This is a genomic window from Blastococcus atacamensis (assembly GCF_002938425.1).
GTDB classification, from domain to species: domain Bacteria; phylum Actinomycetota; class Actinomycetes; order Mycobacteriales; family Geodermatophilaceae; genus Blastococcus; species Blastococcus atacamensis.
Window position 1 is genome coordinate 1 of record NZ_POQU01000085.1, and the last position, 16744, is coordinate 16744.

The window sequence follows — 16744 nt, forward strand, 5'->3', positions numbered from 1 at the left end:
GGCCGGTGGTCGTGGACCTCCCCCGGCCCCTCCGGTCCCGGCCGCGGGAGGTCCACGACCACCGGCCGCCCGGTGCCACGGGCGGCGTCGACCACGGCGGTGAGGGCGCCGGCGGGAACCGGCGTCGCGGAGTCGCGGTCGGCGGTGAGCAGGTGCACCCCGGCCGCCTCGGGCAGCGCGGCCAGCAGCGCCTCCCCCGCCACGCGTCCGCGCAGCCCCACCAGGTCCGGCCAGCGCAGCCCCTCGGCCCGCTCGGCGCCGATCAGCAGGTCCAGCCCGCCGCCCCACACGTCGGCGTCGACGAGCACCGCGCCGTCGGGGGCGGCGAGCGCCACCGCGCCGGCCAGCGTGCTGGCGCCCGCGCCGCCGCACGCCCCACCCACGGCGACCAGCGGTCCTCGGGCGACGGGGACCCGGACGGCGGCAGCGGACCGCTCGAGCAGCCAGGACTCGTCGGCGGGCAGCACGGCGACCCGCTCGGCGCCGACCTCGACCGCCGCGGCCCAGCCGTCCGCGGGCAGCTCGCCGGCGGTGACCACCACGACCCCCGGACGTCGCGGCAGCGATGCCACCAGGCCCCGGGCAAGGGCATCGGCGCCGACCAGCACCAGCGGCGCGTCCCGGAAGGCCCGCCGCAACCCCGGCCCGCCGACCGCGAGCTCGGCCTCGGCCCCGGCGGCGGCGAGCACCCGGAGGAGCTCGTCGAGCAGGTCCTCGTCGGAGCTGACGACGAGTGGTCGGGACGGCGGGGCAGACGGTGGAGGGAGCACCGGCCGACCCCATCGCGGAACCCCCGAGCAGCACCACGGCTCCGGCACAACTGTGGATCACCCCCACGGGTGTGGAAACCGGTCCAGAACGGTCGCCGACCTGCCGATCCAGCTACCGTGACTGACGTGACGCGCTCCGCGGCGTTCTTCGACCTGGACAAGACGGTCATCGCCAAGTCCAGTGCGCTGGCCTTCGGTCGCCCGTTCTTCCAGGGCGGGCTGATCAACCGCCGCGCCGTCCTCAAGTCCGCCTACGCCCAGTTCGTCTTCTCCCTCGCCGGTGCCGACGAACAGCAGATGGAGCGCCTGCGCGCCCAGCTCACCGCCATGGTCACCGGCTGGGACGCCGCCGTCGTGGCCGAGATCGTCCGCGAGACGCTGCACGAGATCGTCGATCCCCTGGTCTACGCCGAGGCCGCCGACCTCATCGAGGAGCACCGCGCCGCCGGCCGGGAGATCGTCATCGTCTCCAGCAGCGGCGCCGAGATGGTGGGGCCGATCGGCGAGATGCTCGGCGTCGATCGCGTCGTCGCCACCAGGCTGGTGGTCGAGGACGGCCGCTACACCGGCGACATCGAGTTCTACGCCTACGGCGAGAACAAGGCCGAGGCCGTGCGCCGGCTCGCCGCCGAGGGCGGCTACGACCTGGCCGACTGCTACGCCTATAGCGACTCGATCACCGACCTGCCGCTGCTGGCCGTCGTGGGTCATCCCACCGCCGTCAACCCCGACCGCGGGCTGCGCAAGGCCGCGCTGCAGCGGGGCTGGCCGGTGCTCCGCTTCGAGCGGCCGGTGAGCATCCGGTCCCGCTTCCCCACGCCGTCGACCCCGGTCGTCACCGGCGCGGCCATGGGCGTCGGTGCCGCCGTCGTCGGGCTGGCCTGGTACGCCCGCCACCGCGCCGGGCGCGCGGGGCTGCTGGGTGCCGACGGTCCGGCGCCGGTTCCCGGCCGCCGTCGTCGTCGCGGCGCCTGACCCACCTCCGCAGGGCACCGACGTGGTGACCGTCGTCGCGGCGTGGCTGGCCGTCCTGGCCGTGTGCGCCGCCGCCGCGCTGCTCGGGCACGGCGCGCGCATCAGCCGGCACCACCGCGCGTCGGTCCAGCGCGCGGGTCTCTTCCTCTCCCGCGGCGGCCCGTGGCTCGCCGGATTGTCCGCAATCGGGATCGGCGCGGTCACCGGGGCGTGGCTGCCCGCAGCGGCCCTGGGCGCGGTCGCGGTGACGGTGGTCGCCGTCGTCGGCCTGGGACTCGCCCCGCACTAGGAGTTCAGCCGCGGAGCTTGCTCTCGCAGATCGCCAGGCCCTCCAGGGCACCGTGCTCGGTGGCCCGGCAGCAGTGCACCAGCCACGCGGCCAGGCCCTCGGGCGTTCCCGACGCGTAACCGGCGAGCGCCTCGCCGTAGGCCTCGCGGCCGAGGTGGACGAACCCGACCTCGGGCACCGAGACCGCCTTCGGGTCCAGCCCCCGGGTGATGACGGTGAGCCGTGCGGCGGCCCGGGCGACGACGCCGTCGGCCACCCCGAACGGCGCCAGCGCGGCGATCTCGCCGTGCACGAGGGCGGCCACGATCACCGCCGGAACGGCCGTGGACGTTCCGGTGACCAGTGAGAACAGACCCGCCAGCCGCTGCCCCGCGTGCGCACCGGGCCGACCGAGCGCGGCCTGGTCGGCGAGGTCGGCGGCGGCCAGGACGTGCAGCCGGGCGAGCACCTGCCCCGGGGCCTTCGGCCAGGTCTCCATCATCGACCCCAGCCCGGCCGAGGCCCGCAGCGCACCCTGCACGACCGGGTCGGTTCCCGACCCGGCGCGCAGCTCGGCCAGCGGGACGTCGACGCCGGCCAGCGCCGCCGAGGCACGGGCGCCGCGCAGCGCCGACTCGATGCTGACCCCGGCCGACTCCCGCCGCAGCACCTTGTGACCCAGCAGCCGGTCGATGCCGTGCCGGGCGTCGTGGGCGGCGTCGCGCACACCCGGCAGGTCCAGCAGCGGGACCAGCGGGTCCGGTGTCGCCGGGCGCGCGGCGGGACGGGCGGCGCCGGGCCGGACGGGGATGCTCACGCGACGACGGTACGAGGCGGCCGCTCGCCGACCGCAGGCCCCTGTCCTACAGTGCCTCCTGCCATGGCCTCCCCCATCACGTTGCTCCTGGTCCGACACGGGCAGAGCGAGTGGAACGCCCAGGGCCTCCTGCAAGGCCAGACGGCGCACGTGCGGCTCACCGCCCTCGGTCACGCGCAGGCCGAGCTGGCCGCCGCCGAGCTGGCCTCGCTGCACCCGGGGGCGCTGATGTCCAGCGACCTGGTGCGGGCGGTGGAGACCGCCGAGCACTGCGCCCGCGCGACCGGGCTGCGGGTCGTCACGACACCGGCCCTGCGCGAGCAGGGGTACGGCCTGCTCGAGGGCCGCCCCTCGCGGGAGCTGTGGGACGTCGTGGACTGGACCGACGCGTCCTGGGCGGCAGAGGGCGGCGAGAGCCTGGCCGAGTTGCACGCCCGGGTGGCCGCCTTCCTCGGTCAGCTCTGCGCCGAGCCACCCGCCGACGTCGTCGCCCTGGTCACCCACGGCGACACGATCCGGGCGGTGCAGGCCGTGGCCGCCGGGCTCGGTCCGGACGCTCTGCCGGCGGTCACGCCGCACAACGGCTCGGTCACCCGCCTGGAGATCTGCGACTGAGCCCGGAGGCCCAGCTCAGCGACGGCGCAGCAGGCCACCCAGGATGCGACCGAGACCACCGGCCGCCGGTACGGGAGCCGAACGTCCGCGACGCATGCCACCCCGCGGTACGGCACTGCTCCGACCGGGGCGCGCGACGCCTCGGCCGCCCCTCGCTGCGTTCCGTGCGGTGTTCTCCGCCGTGCCCATCAGTCGTCCGAGAATGCTCATGGAACGGGGATGCCCCGGTGCGGGCGTGCGACCCGGCCGGTCGGGCGCCGCGCGGCGTGCCGTGACTGCGCGGACGCCCCCGATGGCGCTCTGCTGACAGATCCGGGATCCCGGATCAGCCGCTGACCTCGACCAGGTCGATCACGAAGACCAGCGTCGCGTCGCCGGGGATCGGGCCCTGGCCGCGCGGGCCGTAGCCCAGTTCGCTCGGGATGGTGACGGAGCGGCGGCCACCCTCCTTCATCCCGGTGATCCCCTGGTCGAAGCCCTCGATGACCATGCCGGCGCCGAGCTGCACCGGCAGCGTCTCGTCCTCGCCGCGGCTCCAGGAGGAGTCGAACTCCTCGCCGGTCTCGTAGAAGGCTCCGACGTACTTCACCGCGACGGTGCTGCCCACCTCCGCCTCGGCCCCGTTCCCGACCACGACGTCCTCGATCACGAGGTCCGTGGGCGGCTCCCCGTCCGACGCCGGGACCTGCGGCTTCGACCCGAGGTCGGCGGAGATCTCCGCCGACGAGCTCGCCGATCCGGAGCCGGCGCCCTCGTCCTCCCCACAGGCAGCGGGCGGGAGGAGCAGGGAGAGCGCGAGCAGCGCCCCGGACACGGTGCGGCGGGTCATGCCCCCATGCTCCCAGAGCCGCACCCGGAGGCCCTCGGACGTCAGGCGGCGCCGAGGGCGTCGGCCATCCGGTGGTGCACCGTGGCCTCGTCGCGGCGGCTCAGCCGCTCGAGGGTGCGGGCCAGGGCCCGGCGGGCCCAGCCGTTGGACGGCGACAGCGCCACCAGCCGGGCGAGCGACTCCTCGGCGCGGGTCAGCTGCGCCGAGCCGAAGTAGGCGCGGGCCAGCAGCTCCAGCGCCGCCTCGTTGCCCGGCTCGGCGTCGACGACGGGCTGCAGGACGCGAGCGGCCTCCACGGGCTGCCCCATGTTCAGGAAGAGGTCCGCCCGGAGGAACTCCGAGTGCAGGTCGAGCTGGAACTCCCTGGTCATGGCCGCTGCAACGCGCGCGGCCCGAGTTCGCTTCCCCGCCTCAGTCCTCGGGATCGGGGTGCCGCACCCCGGCGGCCAGCTCCGTCCCGTCGGCCACCCGTGCCGCCCGGCCGACCAGGGTGATGTCGCCGTCCCCGCCGACGGAGGCGCCCGCTCCGATGTCCACGTTGTCGTCCAGCACGGCGCGGGTCACCGTCGCCCCCGCCCGGACCCGCACACCGGGCAGCAGCACCGAGTCCAGGACCGTGGCGCCCGGCTCGACCACCACCCCCGGGGAGAGCACCGAGCCGCGCACGTTGCCCGAGATGCGGGTGCCGCCGGAGAGCAGGCTGTTCTCGATCTGCCCGTCGTCGAGCACGCGGGCGGCGCTGTGCCGGCCGCCCCGGGTGTGCACCGGCCAGCGCGGGTCGTCGAGGTCCAGCGGCGGCTCCTCGTCGAGGAACTCGCGGTGCGTGCGCCAGTAGGACTCGATGGTGCCGACGTCGCGCCAGTAGCCGTTCAGCGGATGGGCGCGGGCCAGCCCGTCCTTCGTCTGCGCCGGCAGCAGGTGGTCGCCGAGGTCCTCGAGCCCGTCCTCGCCGACCTCGCGGCTCAGCGCCTCCAGGCGGTCCAGCGTGGGCTCCGGGGAGAACACGAACACCTCGTTGGTCGCCGTCGTCGTCGCCGGCTCGTCGGGCTTGTAGGCGTAGCCGGTCACCCGGCCGCCCTCCCCGACCTCGACGATGCCGTAGCGGGAGGCGTCGTCGGCCTCGACCTCGGTGGTCACCATCGTCACCTCGGCGCCGGAGCCCAGGTGGGCGTCGACGACGTCGCGGTAGTCCAGCTTGTAGACGGCGTCGGCGCTGACCACCACCAGGGCGTCGGGGGCGAACTGCCGGATCAACTCCGACTGCCGCCACAGCCCGTCGGCGGTGCCCTCGGTGAAGCCGCCCCGCTCGCTGCCCTGGAACGGCGGCAGCATCATCAGCCCGCCCGTGGTGCGGTCCAGGTCCCACGGGCGTCCGTTGGCGAGGTGCTCGTTGACCGACTGCGGCTGGTACTGCACCGACACCCACACGTCGGCGATCGACGAGTGCTGGCAGTTGCTCAGCGGGAAGTCGATCAGCCGGTAGACCCCCGCGAACGGGACGGAGGGCTTGGCCCGCTGTTCGGTCAGCAGTTCCAGCCGGTTGCCCTTGCCACCGGCGAGCACGAGCACGAGGACCTTCGGGAGCGCCATGGCTCCCCGCTACCCGGCCTCGGGGGCGGACACCCTCAGGCGGGCAGATCTCCTCCGGGACCGGCCGCCTCGGCGAGCAGCTTCTCGCGCACGTCGGCCGGGAGGCGGTCGACGTAGACGGTGCCGTCGAGGTGGTCGACCTCGTGCTGCAGGCAGCGCGCGGCCATCCCCGTGGCCTCGATGGACATCGGCCCACCGTCGAGGTCGACGCCGTCGACCCGCGCCCGGAAGGCCCGGGGCAGCTCCGCGTAGGGGCCGGGCACCGACAGGCAGCCCTCCTCGGTCACCTCCTCGGCCGGGTCGTCGCCCACCGGGTCGAGGACCGTCAGCACCGGGTTGACCACGTAGCCGACGACGTCCTCGCCGTCGGCGTCCGGGCAGTCGATGACGAACACCCGGGCGTCGACGCCGATCTGGTTCGCCGCGAGGCCCACGCCGTCGGCGGCCTCCATGCTGGCGAACATGTCGAGCACCAGCCGGCGCAGCCCGTCGTCGAAGGCGGTCACCTCGGCGCAGCGGCGGTGCAGGACCGGGTTGCTGCCGTAGGTGACGATCGGCCGGGCGACGCCGTCGTAACGGCCGAACAGGCGCATGTCGGCTGATCCTAGAGACCGGCTCGCACGGCTTGGCAGGATGACGAGGTGCGCCGTCCCGCCTCCGGTACCGCCGCCGGCCTGGCTCTCGGCGTGCTCGCCGACGCCCTGCTCGCCGATCCGCGGACCCACCACCCCGTCGCCGGCTTCGGCACGGTCGCCGCGGCCCTGGAGCGGCGGGCCTGGCGGAACTCCCGTCCGGCCGGCGCGGCGTTCTGGCTCACCCTCGTCGGCGGCACCGTGTCCCTGGGCGCGGCCGCCGACCGCGCGAGCCGGCACCGCCCGGTCCTGCGCACCGCCCTCACCGCCGCGGCCACCTGGGCGGTCCTGGGCGGCACGTCCCTCGGCCGGGCCGCGGACCGCATGCACGGCGCGCTCGCCGCCGGGGACGTCGACGCCGCACGGGCGGTCCTGCCCAGCCTCGCCGGGCGCGATCCGAGCACGCTGGAGGAAGCCGGCCTGGTGCGGGCCACCGTGGAGTCGGTCGCGGAGAACACCTCCGACGCCGCCGTCGCCCCGCTGTTCTGGGGGGCGGTCGCCGGGCTCCCGGGGCTGCTGGGCTACCGCGCCGTCAACACGCTGGACGCGATGGTCGGCTACCGCTCGCCCCGGTACGAGCGGTTCGGCTGGGCGTCGGCCCGCGCCGACGACGTCGCCAACTGGCTCCCGGCCCGGCTGACGGCGGCGCTCACCGTGGCGGTGGCCCCCGCGGCCGGCGGCTCGGCTGCCGGGGCGTGGCGGGCATGGCGACGGGACGGCGCGGCGCACCCCAGTCCGAACGCCGGGCGGTGCGAGGCCGCGCTGGCCGGCGCGCTGGGCCGCCAGCTGGGCGGCCGCAACGTCTACGGCGGCCGGGTCGAGGACCGGCCCGTCCTCGGCGACGGGCCGGCACCCGGCCGGGACGACATCGCGCGGGCCGTCCGGCTCTCGCGGTGGATCTGGGGAACCGCGGGGGTGCTGGCGGTGACGGTCCGGTCGGCCCGACGGCGACCCGCTGCGCCCGCACGCCGCCGGACGTAGCGGGCAGCAGAAGGACCCGGCCGCCCGGAACGGGGGCCGACCCCGTCGAAGAGCCGTCGAAGAGCCGCCTGCTGCCACGCGGCACGCCTCCTCCAGGAGCCTGGCCATGACGTCGTCCACGCTGCACCGCCACCGCAGCCGCCCGGCGAGCCGTCGCGAGGCGGTCCCGTCGTCCACAGCGCACTACCGCTACGACGCCGTCGCCCGCGACTGGTGGTGGTCACCGGGGGCGCACGAGCTCCTCGGCCTCGACCCGCTCCGCCCCGCCACCACGGAGGGCGTCCTGGCCGCGCAGGACCCCGCCGATGCGGCCAGGCTCCTCCAGGGGCTCACCGCCGCGTGCGACAGCGGCCGGCCCTTCGCCCTCCGGACGCGTCCTCCCCACCGGGCAGCCGGTGCACTGACCCCGGCGCCGCGGGCCGCCGCGCGCCCGCCACGACCTCTCGGGCAGGATCGCAGGCAGCCGTGCGGCTCGACGAGCACGGGACGCCGAGGAGGAACCCGTGCTCTACGTCCTCGTCCGCGCCATCCTCCGTCCCCTGTTCTGGCTGCTCTTCCGCCCGCAGGTCACCGGGAGCGAGAACGTACCGCCGGCCGGCCCGGTGATCTTCGCCAGCAACCACCTGTCCTTCATCGACAGCATCGTGATCCCCACCGTGGCGCCCCGGCGCGTCGGCTACCTCGCGAAGGCCGAGTACTTCACCGGGTCCGGCATCTCCGGGTGGTTCACCCGGACGCTGTTCACCGCCCTGGGCGCCCTGCCCGTGGAGCGGGAGACCCATCGCGCCGCCCAGGCAGCCCTGGACACCGCGCTCGGCGTGCTCCAGGCGGGCGGCGGGTTCGGCATCTACCCCGAGGGCACCCGGTCGCGCGACGGCCGGCTGGCACGCGGGAAGACCGGCGTCGCCTGGCTGGCCCTCACGGCCGACTGCCCGGTGGTGCCGGTGGCGGTCACCGGCACCGACCGCGCCCAGCCGGTCGGTGCGAGCTGGCCCCGGCCCGCGCACGTCACGGTCACCTTCGGCACTCCCCTCACCTTTCCGGAGCACCGCGGCAAGGCGGGCAACGGCCGCGCCCGGCGTGAGGTCACCGACCGGATCATGGTCGCGATCGCCGAGCTCTCCGGCCAGGAGAAGGCCGGGTGGGGCACGCCGCCCGACGCGGCGTGAGCGGCGCCCTGCTCGTCGCCGGCACGACCTCCGACGCCGGCAAATCGGTGGTGACGGCGGGCATCTGCCGCTGGCTGGTGCGCCAGGGCGTGTCGGTCGCGCCCTTCAAGGCGCAGAACATGAGCAACAACTCCATGGTCACCTCCGACGGCGCCGAGATCGGCCGCGCGCAGGTGATGCAGGCGGCCGCGGCCAGGGTCGAGCCCGAGGCCGCGATGAACCCGGTGCTGCTCAAGCCCGGTGCCGGCGGCTCGAGCCAGGTCGTGCTCCTGGGGCGGCCGGTGGCCGACGTGACGGCCCTGTCCTACCGGCCGATGAAGGCCGCGCTCCTCGAGCAGGTGCTCGACTCCCTGGCCGACCTGCGCTCCCGGTTCGACGTCGTCGTCTGCGAGGGCGCCGGCTCCCCCACCGAGATCAACCTGCGGGCCGACGACATCGCCAACATGGGCCTGGCGACGGCCGCGGGCCTGCCCGTGGTCGTGGTCGGCGACATCGATCGCGGCGGGCTGTTCGCCGCGCTGCACGGCACCGTCGCCCTCATGCCGCCCGAGGACCAGCGGCTGGTCGCGGGCTTCCTGGTCAACAAGTTCCGCGGCGACGTCCGGCTGCTGCGCCCCGGGCTGGACCGGATCACGGAGCTGACCGGCCGCCCGGTGCTCGGCGTCCTCCCCTGGATCGGCGGCCTCGAGCTCGACGTCGAGGACTCCCTGGGCATCGGCGTGGACCGCGGCCCGTCCGGGCCGCCGCACGGCGAGGAGGTGCTGCGCGTCGCGGTGGCCCGGCTGCCGCGGCTGTCGAACGTCACCGACGTCGACGCCCTGGCCGCCGAGCCCGGCGTCCTGGTCCGGTACGCCACCCGGCCCGAGGAGCTCGCCGACGCCGACCTGGTGGTGCTCCCCGGCACTCGCTCGACGGTCGCCGACCTCGCCTGGCTGCGCTCGACCGGCCTCGCCGACGCCGTGGCCCGCCGGGCTGCCGCGGGCGCGCCGGTCCTGGGCATCTGCGGCGGGCACCAGATGCTGGCCCGCACCATCACCGACGACGTCGAGTCGGCCGCGGGCACCGTGCCGGGTCTCGGGCTGCTGCCGGCCGACGTCCGGTTCGCCCGGGAGAAGACGCTGGCCCGCCCGGTGGGCACGGCGCTGGGTCAGCGGGTGGCCGGGTACGAGATCCACCACGGCGTCGTGACCGTCGACGACGACGCGGAGCGGTTCCTCGACGGCGCCCGCAGCGGTGCGGTCTTCGGGACCACCTGGCACGGGGCCCTGGAGAACGACGGCTTCCGGCGGGCGTTCCTGGGCGAGGTCGCCCGCGTCACCGGCCGGCGGTTCGCGGCCGCGCCGGACACCGACTTCGCAGCGGTGCGCGAGGCGCGGCTCGACCGGCTCGGTGACCTCGTGGCCGAGCACGCCGACACCGACGCGCTGTGGCGCCTGCTCGAGGCCGGCCCACCCGCCGGTCTGCCGCTGCTCCCGCCGGGATCGGGCTTCAGCCCTCGGTGAGCCGCGCCCGCACGTCGTCCGGCCAGGGGTTCGCGCGGCCGTCGGCGACCGAGACGTAGGTGTTCCGGACGACGCAGCAGACCCGCTCGCCGACCCGCACGGTGAAACGCACCGTCACGCTGGTGCGGCCCACCTTCTCGGTCTCGGCGTCCACGGCGACCGTGTCACCCCAGCGGGCCGACGACGACCATTCCAGCGAGCTGGCCTTGACCACCGGATCCACCCCGCGCGCGACCAGGTCGTCCCACTCGAGCCCGTGCGAGGCCCACCAGCCGTTGGACGCCTCGTCGGCCCACGTCAGGTAGTGGGCGTTGAAGACGACGCCCTGCTGGTCGCACTCGACGTAGCGGACCGGTGAACTCCACACCTCGGACACGAGGGGGAACGGTATCCGGGGCGCCCACTACGGTTCGGGCGTGGTTCCCCACCCCCAGCAGATCGGCGACGGCACCCCGGCCGCGCTGGACGCCTACCGGTCGCCGTCGAAGCGGGTGCTCGACAAGGAGATCGGCTCCCTCGACACCTACTGCCGCGACTTCATCGCGCTCTCGCCCTTCGCGACTCTGGCGACCGCGTCGTCCGACGGCTGGCCCGAGGTCTCGCCCCGCGGCGGCGCACCGGGGTTCGTGCACGTGCTGGACGCCCACCGGCTGGCGCTGCCCGACCGACTGGGCAACAACCGGATCGACAGCCTCCGCAACCTGGTGGAGAACCCGCGGGCGGCGCTGATGTTCTTCGTCCCGGGCTTCGAGGAGACGCTGCGGGTCTACGGCACCACCTCGGTCGTCGGCCCGGACGCCCTCGACGTCGACCTCACCGAGTTCGGCAGGAGGCCGCTGTCGGTGCTGGTGCTGCAGGTGTCCAAGGCCTACTTCCAGTGCCCCAAGTCGGTCATGCGGTCGGGACTGTGGGACCCGGAGCGTCGGATGGACCGCTCGACGTACCCCTCGTTCGGCACCGTGCTGCGGGAGCACTGCCGGGACACCAGCATTCCGACCGACGACGCGCAGATGCGGTCGGAGCTGGCCGAGGAGCTCTGAGCGGACCCGTTCCGTCGGTGCCCGGCCCTAGCCTGCGCCCATGCCCTTCGACGTCCAGGTCGTGGTCGACAGCTCCTCCCCGCACGCGCTCGCCGACTGGTGGGCCGAGGCGCTGGGCTGGCAGGTGGAAGCCCAGGACGAGGCCTTCATCCGCCGGATGGTGGAGATCGGTGCGGCAGCGGAGTCCGACACGACGACCCACCGGGGGGCCCTGGTCTGGGCGACCGGGGCGGCTCTCGTCTCGGCCGAGCCAGGGCGTCCGCGGGTGCTGTTCCAGCTGGTCCCCGAGGAGAAGACGGTCAAGAACCGGGTGCACCTGGACGTCCGGGTGGGCGCCGCCGAGCGGGAGGCCGAGGTGGCCCGGCTGGTCGAGCTCGGCGCGCGGGAGCTGTGGCGCGGGGCCCAGGGCCCGTCGACGTGGGTGACCCTCGCCGATCCGGAGGGCAACGAGTTCTGCGTGACCTGAGGAGGCGGGGCTCCGGATCAGCTGGCGCGGAGGTCCCTGGCCAGTTTCCGGTCGAGGACGGCCCGCTCGGCCATCAACCGCACGCGTTCGCGTCGAGGTCGACGGTCCGTGCCGAGGTATCGGGCGTCCTCCACGAGCTGGAACGCGGCGAGCACGCTCGCCTTGATCTCACGTGCCCGCGGGACGGCAGGGCGCACAGGCTCGGCCGACGTCATGGAGACCCCCTTCTCCTGGGAGCTGCCACGCGCCCCCGTGAATCCATGGTGCCCCCCTTTCGACAGCGCCAACCCTCACCGTGACCAATTGGTGCCGATGGGTCACGTGTGACGTTCGGTGATCGATGTGTGACCGTCAAAGGGCCTGCCACGGGTGCCGGGGCTCCGTACGGTGCTCGCATGGCGAACCCCGCGCGGCTCGGTCGGTCCGTGGCCTCTGCGGCGGGGCGTCTGCTGGGCGTCGTGCGCGGCGGCCGCGATCCCCGTCGCTCGCCGGCGCCGGCCGCCGGCACCACGGCACCCGATGTCGAGTACCGGCCGCACGACGACGGCCGGCCCGACCCCGGTGAGGTCGTGTGGGCCTGGGTGCCCTACGACGAGGGCGACGGCCGCGGCAAGGACCGCCCGGTGCTCGTCATCGGCCGGCGAGGCGAGGGTTTGCTGGCGTTGATGCTGAGCAGCCAGGACCACGACCGGGACGCGGCGGACGAGGCCAGGCACGGGCGGCTGTGGACCGACGTCGGCAGCGGCCCCTGGGATCCTCGCGGCCGGCCCAGCGAGGTCCGGCTGGACCGGCTCCTGGTGCTGGACCCCGCTGACGTCCGGCGGGAGGGCGCGGCGCTGGACCGGGACCGGTTCGACCGCGTCGTCGCGGAGGCGCGCCGCATCCAGGGCTGGTGAGCCTGGCGCTCAGTCGGCGACGGACTCGTCGTGGGCGGGCCGTCGCGCCGGGCGCCGGAGGTTGTAGACGCCGACGCCCTCGCTGAGCGGTTCCAGGTCGTAGCGGTGGACCACCTTGGGGCCACCGTGCAGGTGCACGTGCGTCACCGTCGGCAGCGGCTCGCCGTGCCGCGCCTCCCGGATCTGCACCCTCCCGTCGAGGGGTCCGCCGACGAACAGCAGCACCGAGTCCTCGGTGTCGTTCGTCGCGCCGGCCGCGTTCTCCTCGGACAGCTGGGTCTCCTCCCGCTCGTGCGCCGACCAACGAGAGTAGGCCGGGGAACGCCGATCGTCAGGTGCTCGCGTCCCCCGGCGAGGACCGGCGCAGCCAGCGGGCGACCACCGGGGCGCTGAACAGCATCACGAACAACCGCAGGACCTGCACCGACAGCACGAAGGTGGTGTCGGCTCCGGCGTCGCGAGCGGTGGCCAGGACGGCGTAGAGCCCGCCCGGCGTCGTCGCGAGGTAGCCGTCCAGCGGACTGGCGCCGGTGATGCCGGCCAGCAGGGCGCCGAGGCCGGCGCAGGCGAGCACGAGGGCCGCCATGATCGCCAGGGCCAGCGGCAGTGCCCGGCCGATGACGCGCAAGCTGTCGCGGGTGAAGCTCACCCCCACCTGCAGCCCGATCACGAGGAAGGCGGCGCTCTCGACCAGGCCCGGCACCTCCGCGCCCCGCGAGAGCCCGGTGAGGTCCGCGACGGCCGCGGCGACCAGCGGGCCCAGCAGCGCCGCGACCGGCACCCGCAGCAGCCTGCCGACGACGAGTCCGACGACCGAGCAGCCGATCGTGAACGCCAGCCCCGCCGGCCACCCGGGTCCGCCGACTCCCGGAGCCGCACCGGATCCGGCGGTGGCGCCGTAGACCGTCGTCGCCGCGACCGGCATGAGGAGCACGATCAGCAGGACGCGCAGGTACTGCAGCACCGCGACCATGCGCTCGTCGGCGCCGAGGTCACGGGCCATGACCACGATGCCGCTGGCACCCCCGGCGATCATCGCGAAGGCGCCGGTCACGGGGCCGATCCCGCGGTGCAGCCGCAACGCCGCCCCGGCGACCAGGCTGAGGGCGAGCGTCGCCACCGTCGTCAGCAGGACGGGCAGCCAGTTGGCCCCGACCGCCCGCAGCGTGTCCGGGTCGACGAGAGCGCCCATGGCCACCCCGATGACGGCCTGCCCCGCGGTGCCCGCGGCCTCGGGCATCTTCGCTCCGGCGCGCCAGGCCAGCGCGCGCACCAGCCCGGCGATCAGCCCGCCGAACAGCGCCGGGGACGGCAGGCCGGCCAGCGCGACGAGCAGGCTCAGCACGATGCCGCCGGCGACGACGAGGGCGGCGTCGAGCAGCCGCGCAGCCCGCCTGCTCCGCACCCGTCCCCCGTTCCCGCACCCGACCCCGGCGCACCCACTCTGCCGGGCCGGCATCCGGGCCGGGGGGTCAGCCCCCGGTGATCCGCCGCAGCTCGGCCACGTGCGCGTCGAAGGCGGCGCGGCCGGCGGCGGTCAGGGAGAGGGTCGTGCGCAGCCGCGAGGCACGGGTGGCCTTGTGCACCCGGACGTACCCGGCCTCCTCCAGCTGCTTGACGTGCTTGGAGAGCACCGAGTCGCTCACCCCGACCTGGTCCCGCACGGTCGCGAAGTCCATGGTGTCGACGACGGCGAGCAGCCCGCAGACCTGCAGGCGCGGCGGCGCGTGCACCACCGCGTCGAACCGCGGCTCGACGGCGGTCACGGCTCGCTGCGCAGGCCGGCGACGTAGATGCGCGTCACCCACCTCGAGCTCAACCCGGCCGCAACGCCCATCACCACGCCGACTCCGACCATCGCGCCGCGCACGTCGAGCAGGAACTCCGCCGCGCCGCCGATCGCGAGCAGGGCGAAGTATCCGATCGACAACCGGCGCAGCGCCCGCTCGACGCGGCCCTGGACCGGGCCCACCTTCCTGGCGTCCCACCAGGTGCCGGTGATCCGCCGGTAGACGGCCATCAACGCTCGCACGCCGACAGCGAAGACCGCCAGCGCCCCCGCGATCACCCAGATGCTGTGGAACGAGTAGCTGCTGATGAACCCGGCGAACAGCAGCCCGAACGTGACGTCCCACCACCACGGTTGCACGAGCCGATCGGCCAGCGCCGCACGCCCGGCCTGCAGGGCGGCGAGCTGGGTGCCGGCGTCGACCTCGTCACTTTCCATGCCGGAAAGGATGGCCCTCGCTTTCCAATGCGTCAAGAGACGGCGACACGTGCGCGTCGCGGGCGCCTGCGAGAGTGGTCGCGTGACCGACCTGCGCCACCACGGCGACGCCGAGCTGGCCCCCGGCCTCGTCGACCTCGCCGTCAACGTGCGGGCCGGGACGCCGCCGGCCTGGCTGCGCACCGTGCTGCACGAGGCCGTGGACGCGAGCGCCGGCTATCCCGACCCGACGGGGGCCCGGGCGGCGGTGGCAGCCGCGCACGGTCGCGATCCCGCCGAGGTGCTGCTCACCGCGGGTGCCGCCGAGGCGTTCACGCTGGTGGCCCGCGCCGTCCCCGCCCGGCACGCCGTCGTCGTGCACCCCTCCTTCACCGAGCCGGAGGCCGCTCTGCGCGCCGTCGGCCGGCCGGTCACCCGCCTGCTCCTCGACCCCGCCGACGGCTACCGGCTGGACCCGGCCGGCGTCCCCGACGACGCGGACCTCGTGGTGATCGGCAATCCCACGAACCCGACCTCGGTGCTGCACCCGGCCGGCGCGCTCGCCACCCTGGCGCGCCCCGGCCGGGTCGTGCTCGTGGACGAGGCGTTCGCCGACACCGTGCCCGGGGAGCCGGAGTCCCTGGCCGGGCGCACCGACCTGCCCGGCCTGCTGGTCGTGCGCAGCCTGACCAAGACCTGGGGGCTGGCCGGGCTGCGGGTCGGCTACGCGCTCGGGCCCGCTGAGCTCATCGCCGCGCTGGCCGCCCAGCAGCCGCACTGGCCGGTCTCCACGCCCGCGCTGGCCGCCCTGAGCGCCTGCACCACCCCCACCGCCCGCGCCGAGGCGGACGCGGCGGCGGCGGAGCTGGCCGGGCACCGGGCCGCCCTGCTGGACGCGCTCCCGGCCGGCGTCGAGGTGCTCGGAGAGCCGCGCTCCTCATTCCTGCTGCTCCAGGTGCCCGACGGCGAACGGGTGCGATCGGCCCTGCGCGAGCACGGCTGGGCGGTCCGGCGCGGCGACACCTTCCCGGGCCTGTCCCCCGACCACCTCCGGGTGGCCGTCCGCGATCCGGACACCTCGCGCGCGTTCGCCGCCACCCTCGCTGAGATCCTGTGCGGGGCACGACGCCCCCGATCCGCACCGGACGCACCGTCCGGCGGCCCCGAGGAGATCCGCTGAGCACCGACCCGCAGCCGCCCCGCCCGCCGGCGTCCGGCCCGCGCGAGCCCGGGCACGCGACACCGGTCCCGCCAGGTTCCGGCGCGGTCTACCCGGTGGGCCTGCGGCTGCGTGACCGCCTCGTCGTCGTGGTGGGCGGCGGCCGGGTCGCCCATCGGCGGGTGGCGGGGCTGCTCGAGGCCCGCGCCCGGGTCAGCCTCGTCAGCCCCGAGCTGACCCCGGCCCTGGAGTCGCTCGTCGGCCCCGGCACCCTCACCTGGCTGCCGCGCCGCTACGAGTCCGGCGACCTGGACGGTGCCTGGTACGCGGTGGCCGCCACCGATGATCCCGCGGTCAACGCCGCCGTCGCCGAGGAGGCCGAGCGCAACCGGATCTTCTGCGCCCGCGCCGACGACCGGGCGGCATCCAGCGCCTGGACGCCGGCTATCGGACGGCAGGGTGATCTGGTCATCGGCGTCCACGGCGGCGGGGACCCGCAGCGGGCGATCGGTGTGCGCGACGCCGTCGTCACCGGGCTGACCGACGGCAGCATCCGCGACCAGGCCGCCCGGCCGACTCCTGGCGGCAGCGTCGTGCTGGTCGGTGGCGGGCCCGGCGATCCGGGGCTGATCACGGTGCGCGGCCGGCAGGCCCTCGCGCACGCCGAGGTCGTCGTCGCCGACCACCTGGCCCCACAGGGGTTGCTCGCCTCCCTGCCACCCGAGGTCGAGATCATCGACGCCTCGAAACTGCCCCGCGGCCGCTTCATGGCCCAGGAGCACATCAACGACCTGCTCATCACCCGTGCCCGCGCCGGCCGCCGCGTCGT

Annotated in this window: 23 protein-coding genes; 11 read left to right on the forward strand and 12 right to left on the reverse strand. The window is 75.4% G+C overall.

What is annotated here, in order from left to right; all coding sequences use genetic code 11:
* On the reverse strand, positions 1 to 770 hold a 770-nt coding region (gene ssd / locus C5508_RS16175; protein ID WP_104525971.1), incomplete at its 3' end, for a septum site-determining protein Ssd.
* Positions 771 to 896: 126 nt separating this feature from the next.
* Between ssd and C5508_RS16180 the strand changes: the two genes are divergently transcribed.
* Positions 897 to 1745 carry an HAD family hydrolase gene (locus C5508_RS16180; RefSeq protein WP_104525972.1) on the forward strand — a complete coding sequence of 283 codons (849 nt, stop codon included), beginning with the start codon at positions 897 to 899 and terminating at the stop codon, positions 1743 to 1745.
* Between the two features lie 22 nt (positions 1746 to 1767).
* Positions 1768 to 2034 (forward strand): hypothetical protein, encoded by a 267-nt coding sequence (locus C5508_RS16185; protein ID WP_157944123.1) that lies wholly within the window; start codon positions 1768 to 1770, stop codon positions 2032 to 2034.
* 4 nt (positions 2035 to 2038) lie between these two features.
* Here the strand turns inward: C5508_RS16185 and C5508_RS16190 are convergent, their stop codons facing one another.
* On the reverse strand, positions 2039 to 2830 hold the full coding sequence (locus tag C5508_RS16190) for a Fic family protein (RefSeq protein WP_104525974.1): 792 nt from the start codon (positions 2828 to 2830) through the stop codon (positions 2039 to 2041).
* A gap of 63 nt (positions 2831 to 2893) precedes the next feature.
* Here C5508_RS16190 and C5508_RS16195 point away from each other — a divergent pair, with 63 nt between their 5' ends.
* The gene (locus tag C5508_RS16195) at positions 2894 to 3445 is read left to right on the forward strand and encodes a histidine phosphatase family protein (protein ID WP_104525975.1); all 552 of its coding nucleotides are present in this window, start codon (positions 2894 to 2896) and stop codon (positions 3443 to 3445) included.
* 325 nt (positions 3446 to 3770) lie between these two features.
* On the opposite strand, the gene C5508_RS16205 is transcribed toward C5508_RS16195, so the two are convergent.
* Genes C5508_RS16205 through def form a run of 4 tightly spaced genes read right to left on the reverse strand, consistent with a single transcriptional unit; the run spans position 3771 to position 6457 of the window.
* A complete protein-coding gene (locus C5508_RS16205) occupies positions 3771 to 4274 on the reverse strand; it encodes an FKBP-type peptidyl-prolyl cis-trans isomerase (RefSeq protein ID WP_104525977.1) in 504 nt (167 codons plus the stop codon).
* A gap of 41 nt (positions 4275 to 4315) precedes the next feature.
* Positions 4316 to 4645: a tetratricopeptide repeat protein gene (locus tag C5508_RS16210; RefSeq protein WP_104525978.1), complete on the reverse strand. Its 330-nt coding sequence runs from the start codon at positions 4643 to 4645 to the stop codon at positions 4316 to 4318.
* Positions 4646 to 4685: 40 nt separating this feature from the next.
* Entirely contained in the window at positions 4686 to 5864 is a 1179-nt protein-coding gene (locus C5508_RS16215) for a glucose-1-phosphate adenylyltransferase family protein (RefSeq protein WP_104525979.1), read from the reverse strand.
* Positions 5865 to 5899: 35 nt separating this feature from the next.
* Positions 5900 to 6457: a peptide deformylase gene (gene def, locus C5508_RS16220; RefSeq protein WP_104525980.1), complete on the reverse strand. Its 558-nt coding sequence runs from the start codon at positions 6455 to 6457 to the stop codon at positions 5900 to 5902.
* 48 nt (positions 6458 to 6505) lie between these two features.
* On the opposite strand from def, the gene C5508_RS16225 reads away from it, so the two are divergent.
* From C5508_RS16225 to C5508_RS16235, 3 genes are all read left to right on the forward strand, one after another.
* Positions 6506 to 7477: a cobalamin biosynthesis protein gene (locus tag C5508_RS16225; RefSeq protein WP_104525981.1), complete on the forward strand. Its 972-nt coding sequence runs from the start codon at positions 6506 to 6508 to the stop codon at positions 7475 to 7477.
* Positions 7478 to 7980: 503 nt separating this feature from the next.
* Positions 7981 to 8646, forward strand: coding sequence for a lysophospholipid acyltransferase family protein (locus C5508_RS16230; protein WP_104525982.1), 666 nt, complete (start codon positions 7981 to 7983; stop codon positions 8644 to 8646).
* Entirely contained in the window at positions 8619 to 10148 is a 1530-nt protein-coding gene (locus C5508_RS16235) for a cobyric acid synthase (RefSeq protein ID WP_232797203.1), read from the forward strand. The genes C5508_RS16230 and C5508_RS16235 overlap by 28 nt, the downstream gene beginning before the upstream one ends.
* Here C5508_RS16235 and C5508_RS16240 read toward each other — a convergent pair.
* Positions 10135 to 10524: an acyl-CoA thioesterase gene (locus C5508_RS16240; RefSeq protein WP_104525983.1), complete on the reverse strand. Its 390-nt coding sequence runs from the start codon at positions 10522 to 10524 to the stop codon at positions 10135 to 10137. The genes C5508_RS16235 and C5508_RS16240 overlap by 14 nt on opposite strands.
* 40 nt (positions 10525 to 10564) lie before the next feature.
* On the opposite strand from C5508_RS16240, the gene C5508_RS16245 reads away from it, so the two are divergent.
* Positions 10565 to 11188, forward strand: a complete 624-nt coding sequence (locus C5508_RS16245) for an MSMEG_1061 family FMN-dependent PPOX-type flavoprotein (RefSeq protein ID WP_232797204.1) — start codon at positions 10565 to 10567, stop codon at positions 11186 to 11188.
* 40 nt (positions 11189 to 11228) lie between these two features.
* Positions 11229 to 11654, forward strand: a complete 426-nt coding sequence (locus C5508_RS16250; RefSeq protein WP_104525984.1) for a VOC family protein — start codon at positions 11229 to 11231, stop codon at positions 11652 to 11654.
* A gap of 17 nt (positions 11655 to 11671) precedes the next feature.
* On the opposite strand, the gene C5508_RS16255 is transcribed toward C5508_RS16250, so the two are convergent.
* Entirely contained in the window at positions 11672 to 11869 is a 198-nt protein-coding gene (locus C5508_RS16255; protein WP_104525985.1) for a hypothetical protein, read from the reverse strand.
* 180 nt (positions 11870 to 12049) lie between these two features.
* Here C5508_RS16255 and C5508_RS16260 point away from each other — a divergent pair, with 180 nt between their 5' ends.
* The gene (locus C5508_RS16260) at positions 12050 to 12550 is read left to right on the forward strand and encodes a type II toxin-antitoxin system PemK/MazF family toxin (protein ID WP_104525986.1); all 501 of its coding nucleotides are present in this window, start codon (positions 12050 to 12052) and stop codon (positions 12548 to 12550) included.
* A 9-nt stretch (positions 12551 to 12559) separates the two neighbouring features.
* Here C5508_RS16260 and C5508_RS16265 read toward each other — a convergent pair whose 3' ends face one another.
* From C5508_RS16265 to C5508_RS16280, 4 genes are all read right to left on the reverse strand, one after another.
* Positions 12560 to 12775, reverse strand: a complete 216-nt coding sequence (locus C5508_RS16265; protein WP_232797205.1) for a hypothetical protein — start codon at positions 12773 to 12775, stop codon at positions 12560 to 12562.
* A 106-nt stretch (positions 12776 to 12881) separates the two neighbouring features.
* Entirely contained in the window at positions 12882 to 13955 is a 1074-nt protein-coding gene (locus tag C5508_RS16270; protein WP_104525988.1) for an AbrB family transcriptional regulator, read from the reverse strand.
* A 67-nt stretch (positions 13956 to 14022) separates the two neighbouring features.
* Positions 14023 to 14316 carry a transcriptional regulator gene (locus tag C5508_RS16275; RefSeq protein ID WP_104525989.1) on the reverse strand — a complete coding sequence of 98 codons (294 nt, stop codon included), beginning with the start codon at positions 14314 to 14316 and terminating at the stop codon, positions 14023 to 14025.
* Entirely contained in the window at positions 14313 to 14777 is a 465-nt protein-coding gene (locus tag C5508_RS16280; protein ID WP_104525990.1) for a hypothetical protein, read from the reverse strand. The genes C5508_RS16275 and C5508_RS16280 overlap by 4 nt, the downstream gene beginning before the upstream one ends.
* A gap of 82 nt (positions 14778 to 14859) precedes the next feature.
* Here C5508_RS16280 and cobC point away from each other — a divergent pair, with 82 nt between their 5' ends.
* Positions 14860 to 15936, forward strand: coding sequence for an Rv2231c family pyridoxal phosphate-dependent protein CobC (gene cobC / locus C5508_RS16285; protein ID WP_232797206.1), 1077 nt, complete (start codon positions 14860 to 14862; stop codon positions 15934 to 15936).
* A gap of 95 nt (positions 15937 to 16031) precedes the next feature.
* Positions 16032 to 16744, forward strand: a 713-nt coding sequence (locus tag C5508_RS16290; protein WP_232797207.1) for an NAD(P)-dependent oxidoreductase, incomplete at its 3' end; no start/stop codon positions are given.

What these genes read in the sequence shown, in the direction of transcription:
- C5508_RS16195 (WP_104525975.1), top strand. Translation starts at nt 2,894, where the DNA reads ATGGCCTCCCCCATCACGTTGCTCCTGGTCCGACACGGGCAGAGCGAG.
- C5508_RS16205 (WP_104525977.1), bottom strand. Translation starts at nt 4,274, where the DNA reads ATGACCCGCCGCACCGTGTCCGGGGCGCTGCTCGCGCTCTCCCTGCTC.
- C5508_RS16210 (WP_104525978.1), bottom strand. Translation starts at nt 4,645, where the DNA reads ATGACCAGGGAGTTCCAGCTCGACCTGCACTCGGAGTTCCTCCGGGCG.
- C5508_RS16215 (WP_104525979.1), bottom strand. Translation starts at nt 5,864, where the DNA reads ATGGCGCTCCCGAAGGTCCTCGTGCTCGTGCTCGCCGGTGGCAAGGGC.
- def (WP_104525980.1), bottom strand. Translation starts at nt 6,457, where the DNA reads ATGCGCCTGTTCGGCCGTTACGACGGCGTCGCCCGGCCGATCGTCACC.
- C5508_RS16250 (WP_104525984.1), top strand. Translation starts at nt 11,229, where the DNA reads ATGCCCTTCGACGTCCAGGTCGTGGTCGACAGCTCCTCCCCGCACGCG.
- C5508_RS16255 (WP_104525985.1), bottom strand. Translation starts at nt 11,869, where the DNA reads ATGACGTCGGCCGAGCCTGTGCGCCCTGCCGTCCCGCGGGCACGTGAG.
- C5508_RS16260 (WP_104525986.1), top strand. Translation starts at nt 12,050, where the DNA reads ATGGCGAACCCCGCGCGGCTCGGTCGGTCCGTGGCCTCTGCGGCGGGG.
- C5508_RS16280 (WP_104525990.1), bottom strand. Translation starts at nt 14,777, where the DNA reads ATGGAAAGTGACGAGGTCGACGCCGGCACCCAGCTCGCCGCCCTGCAG.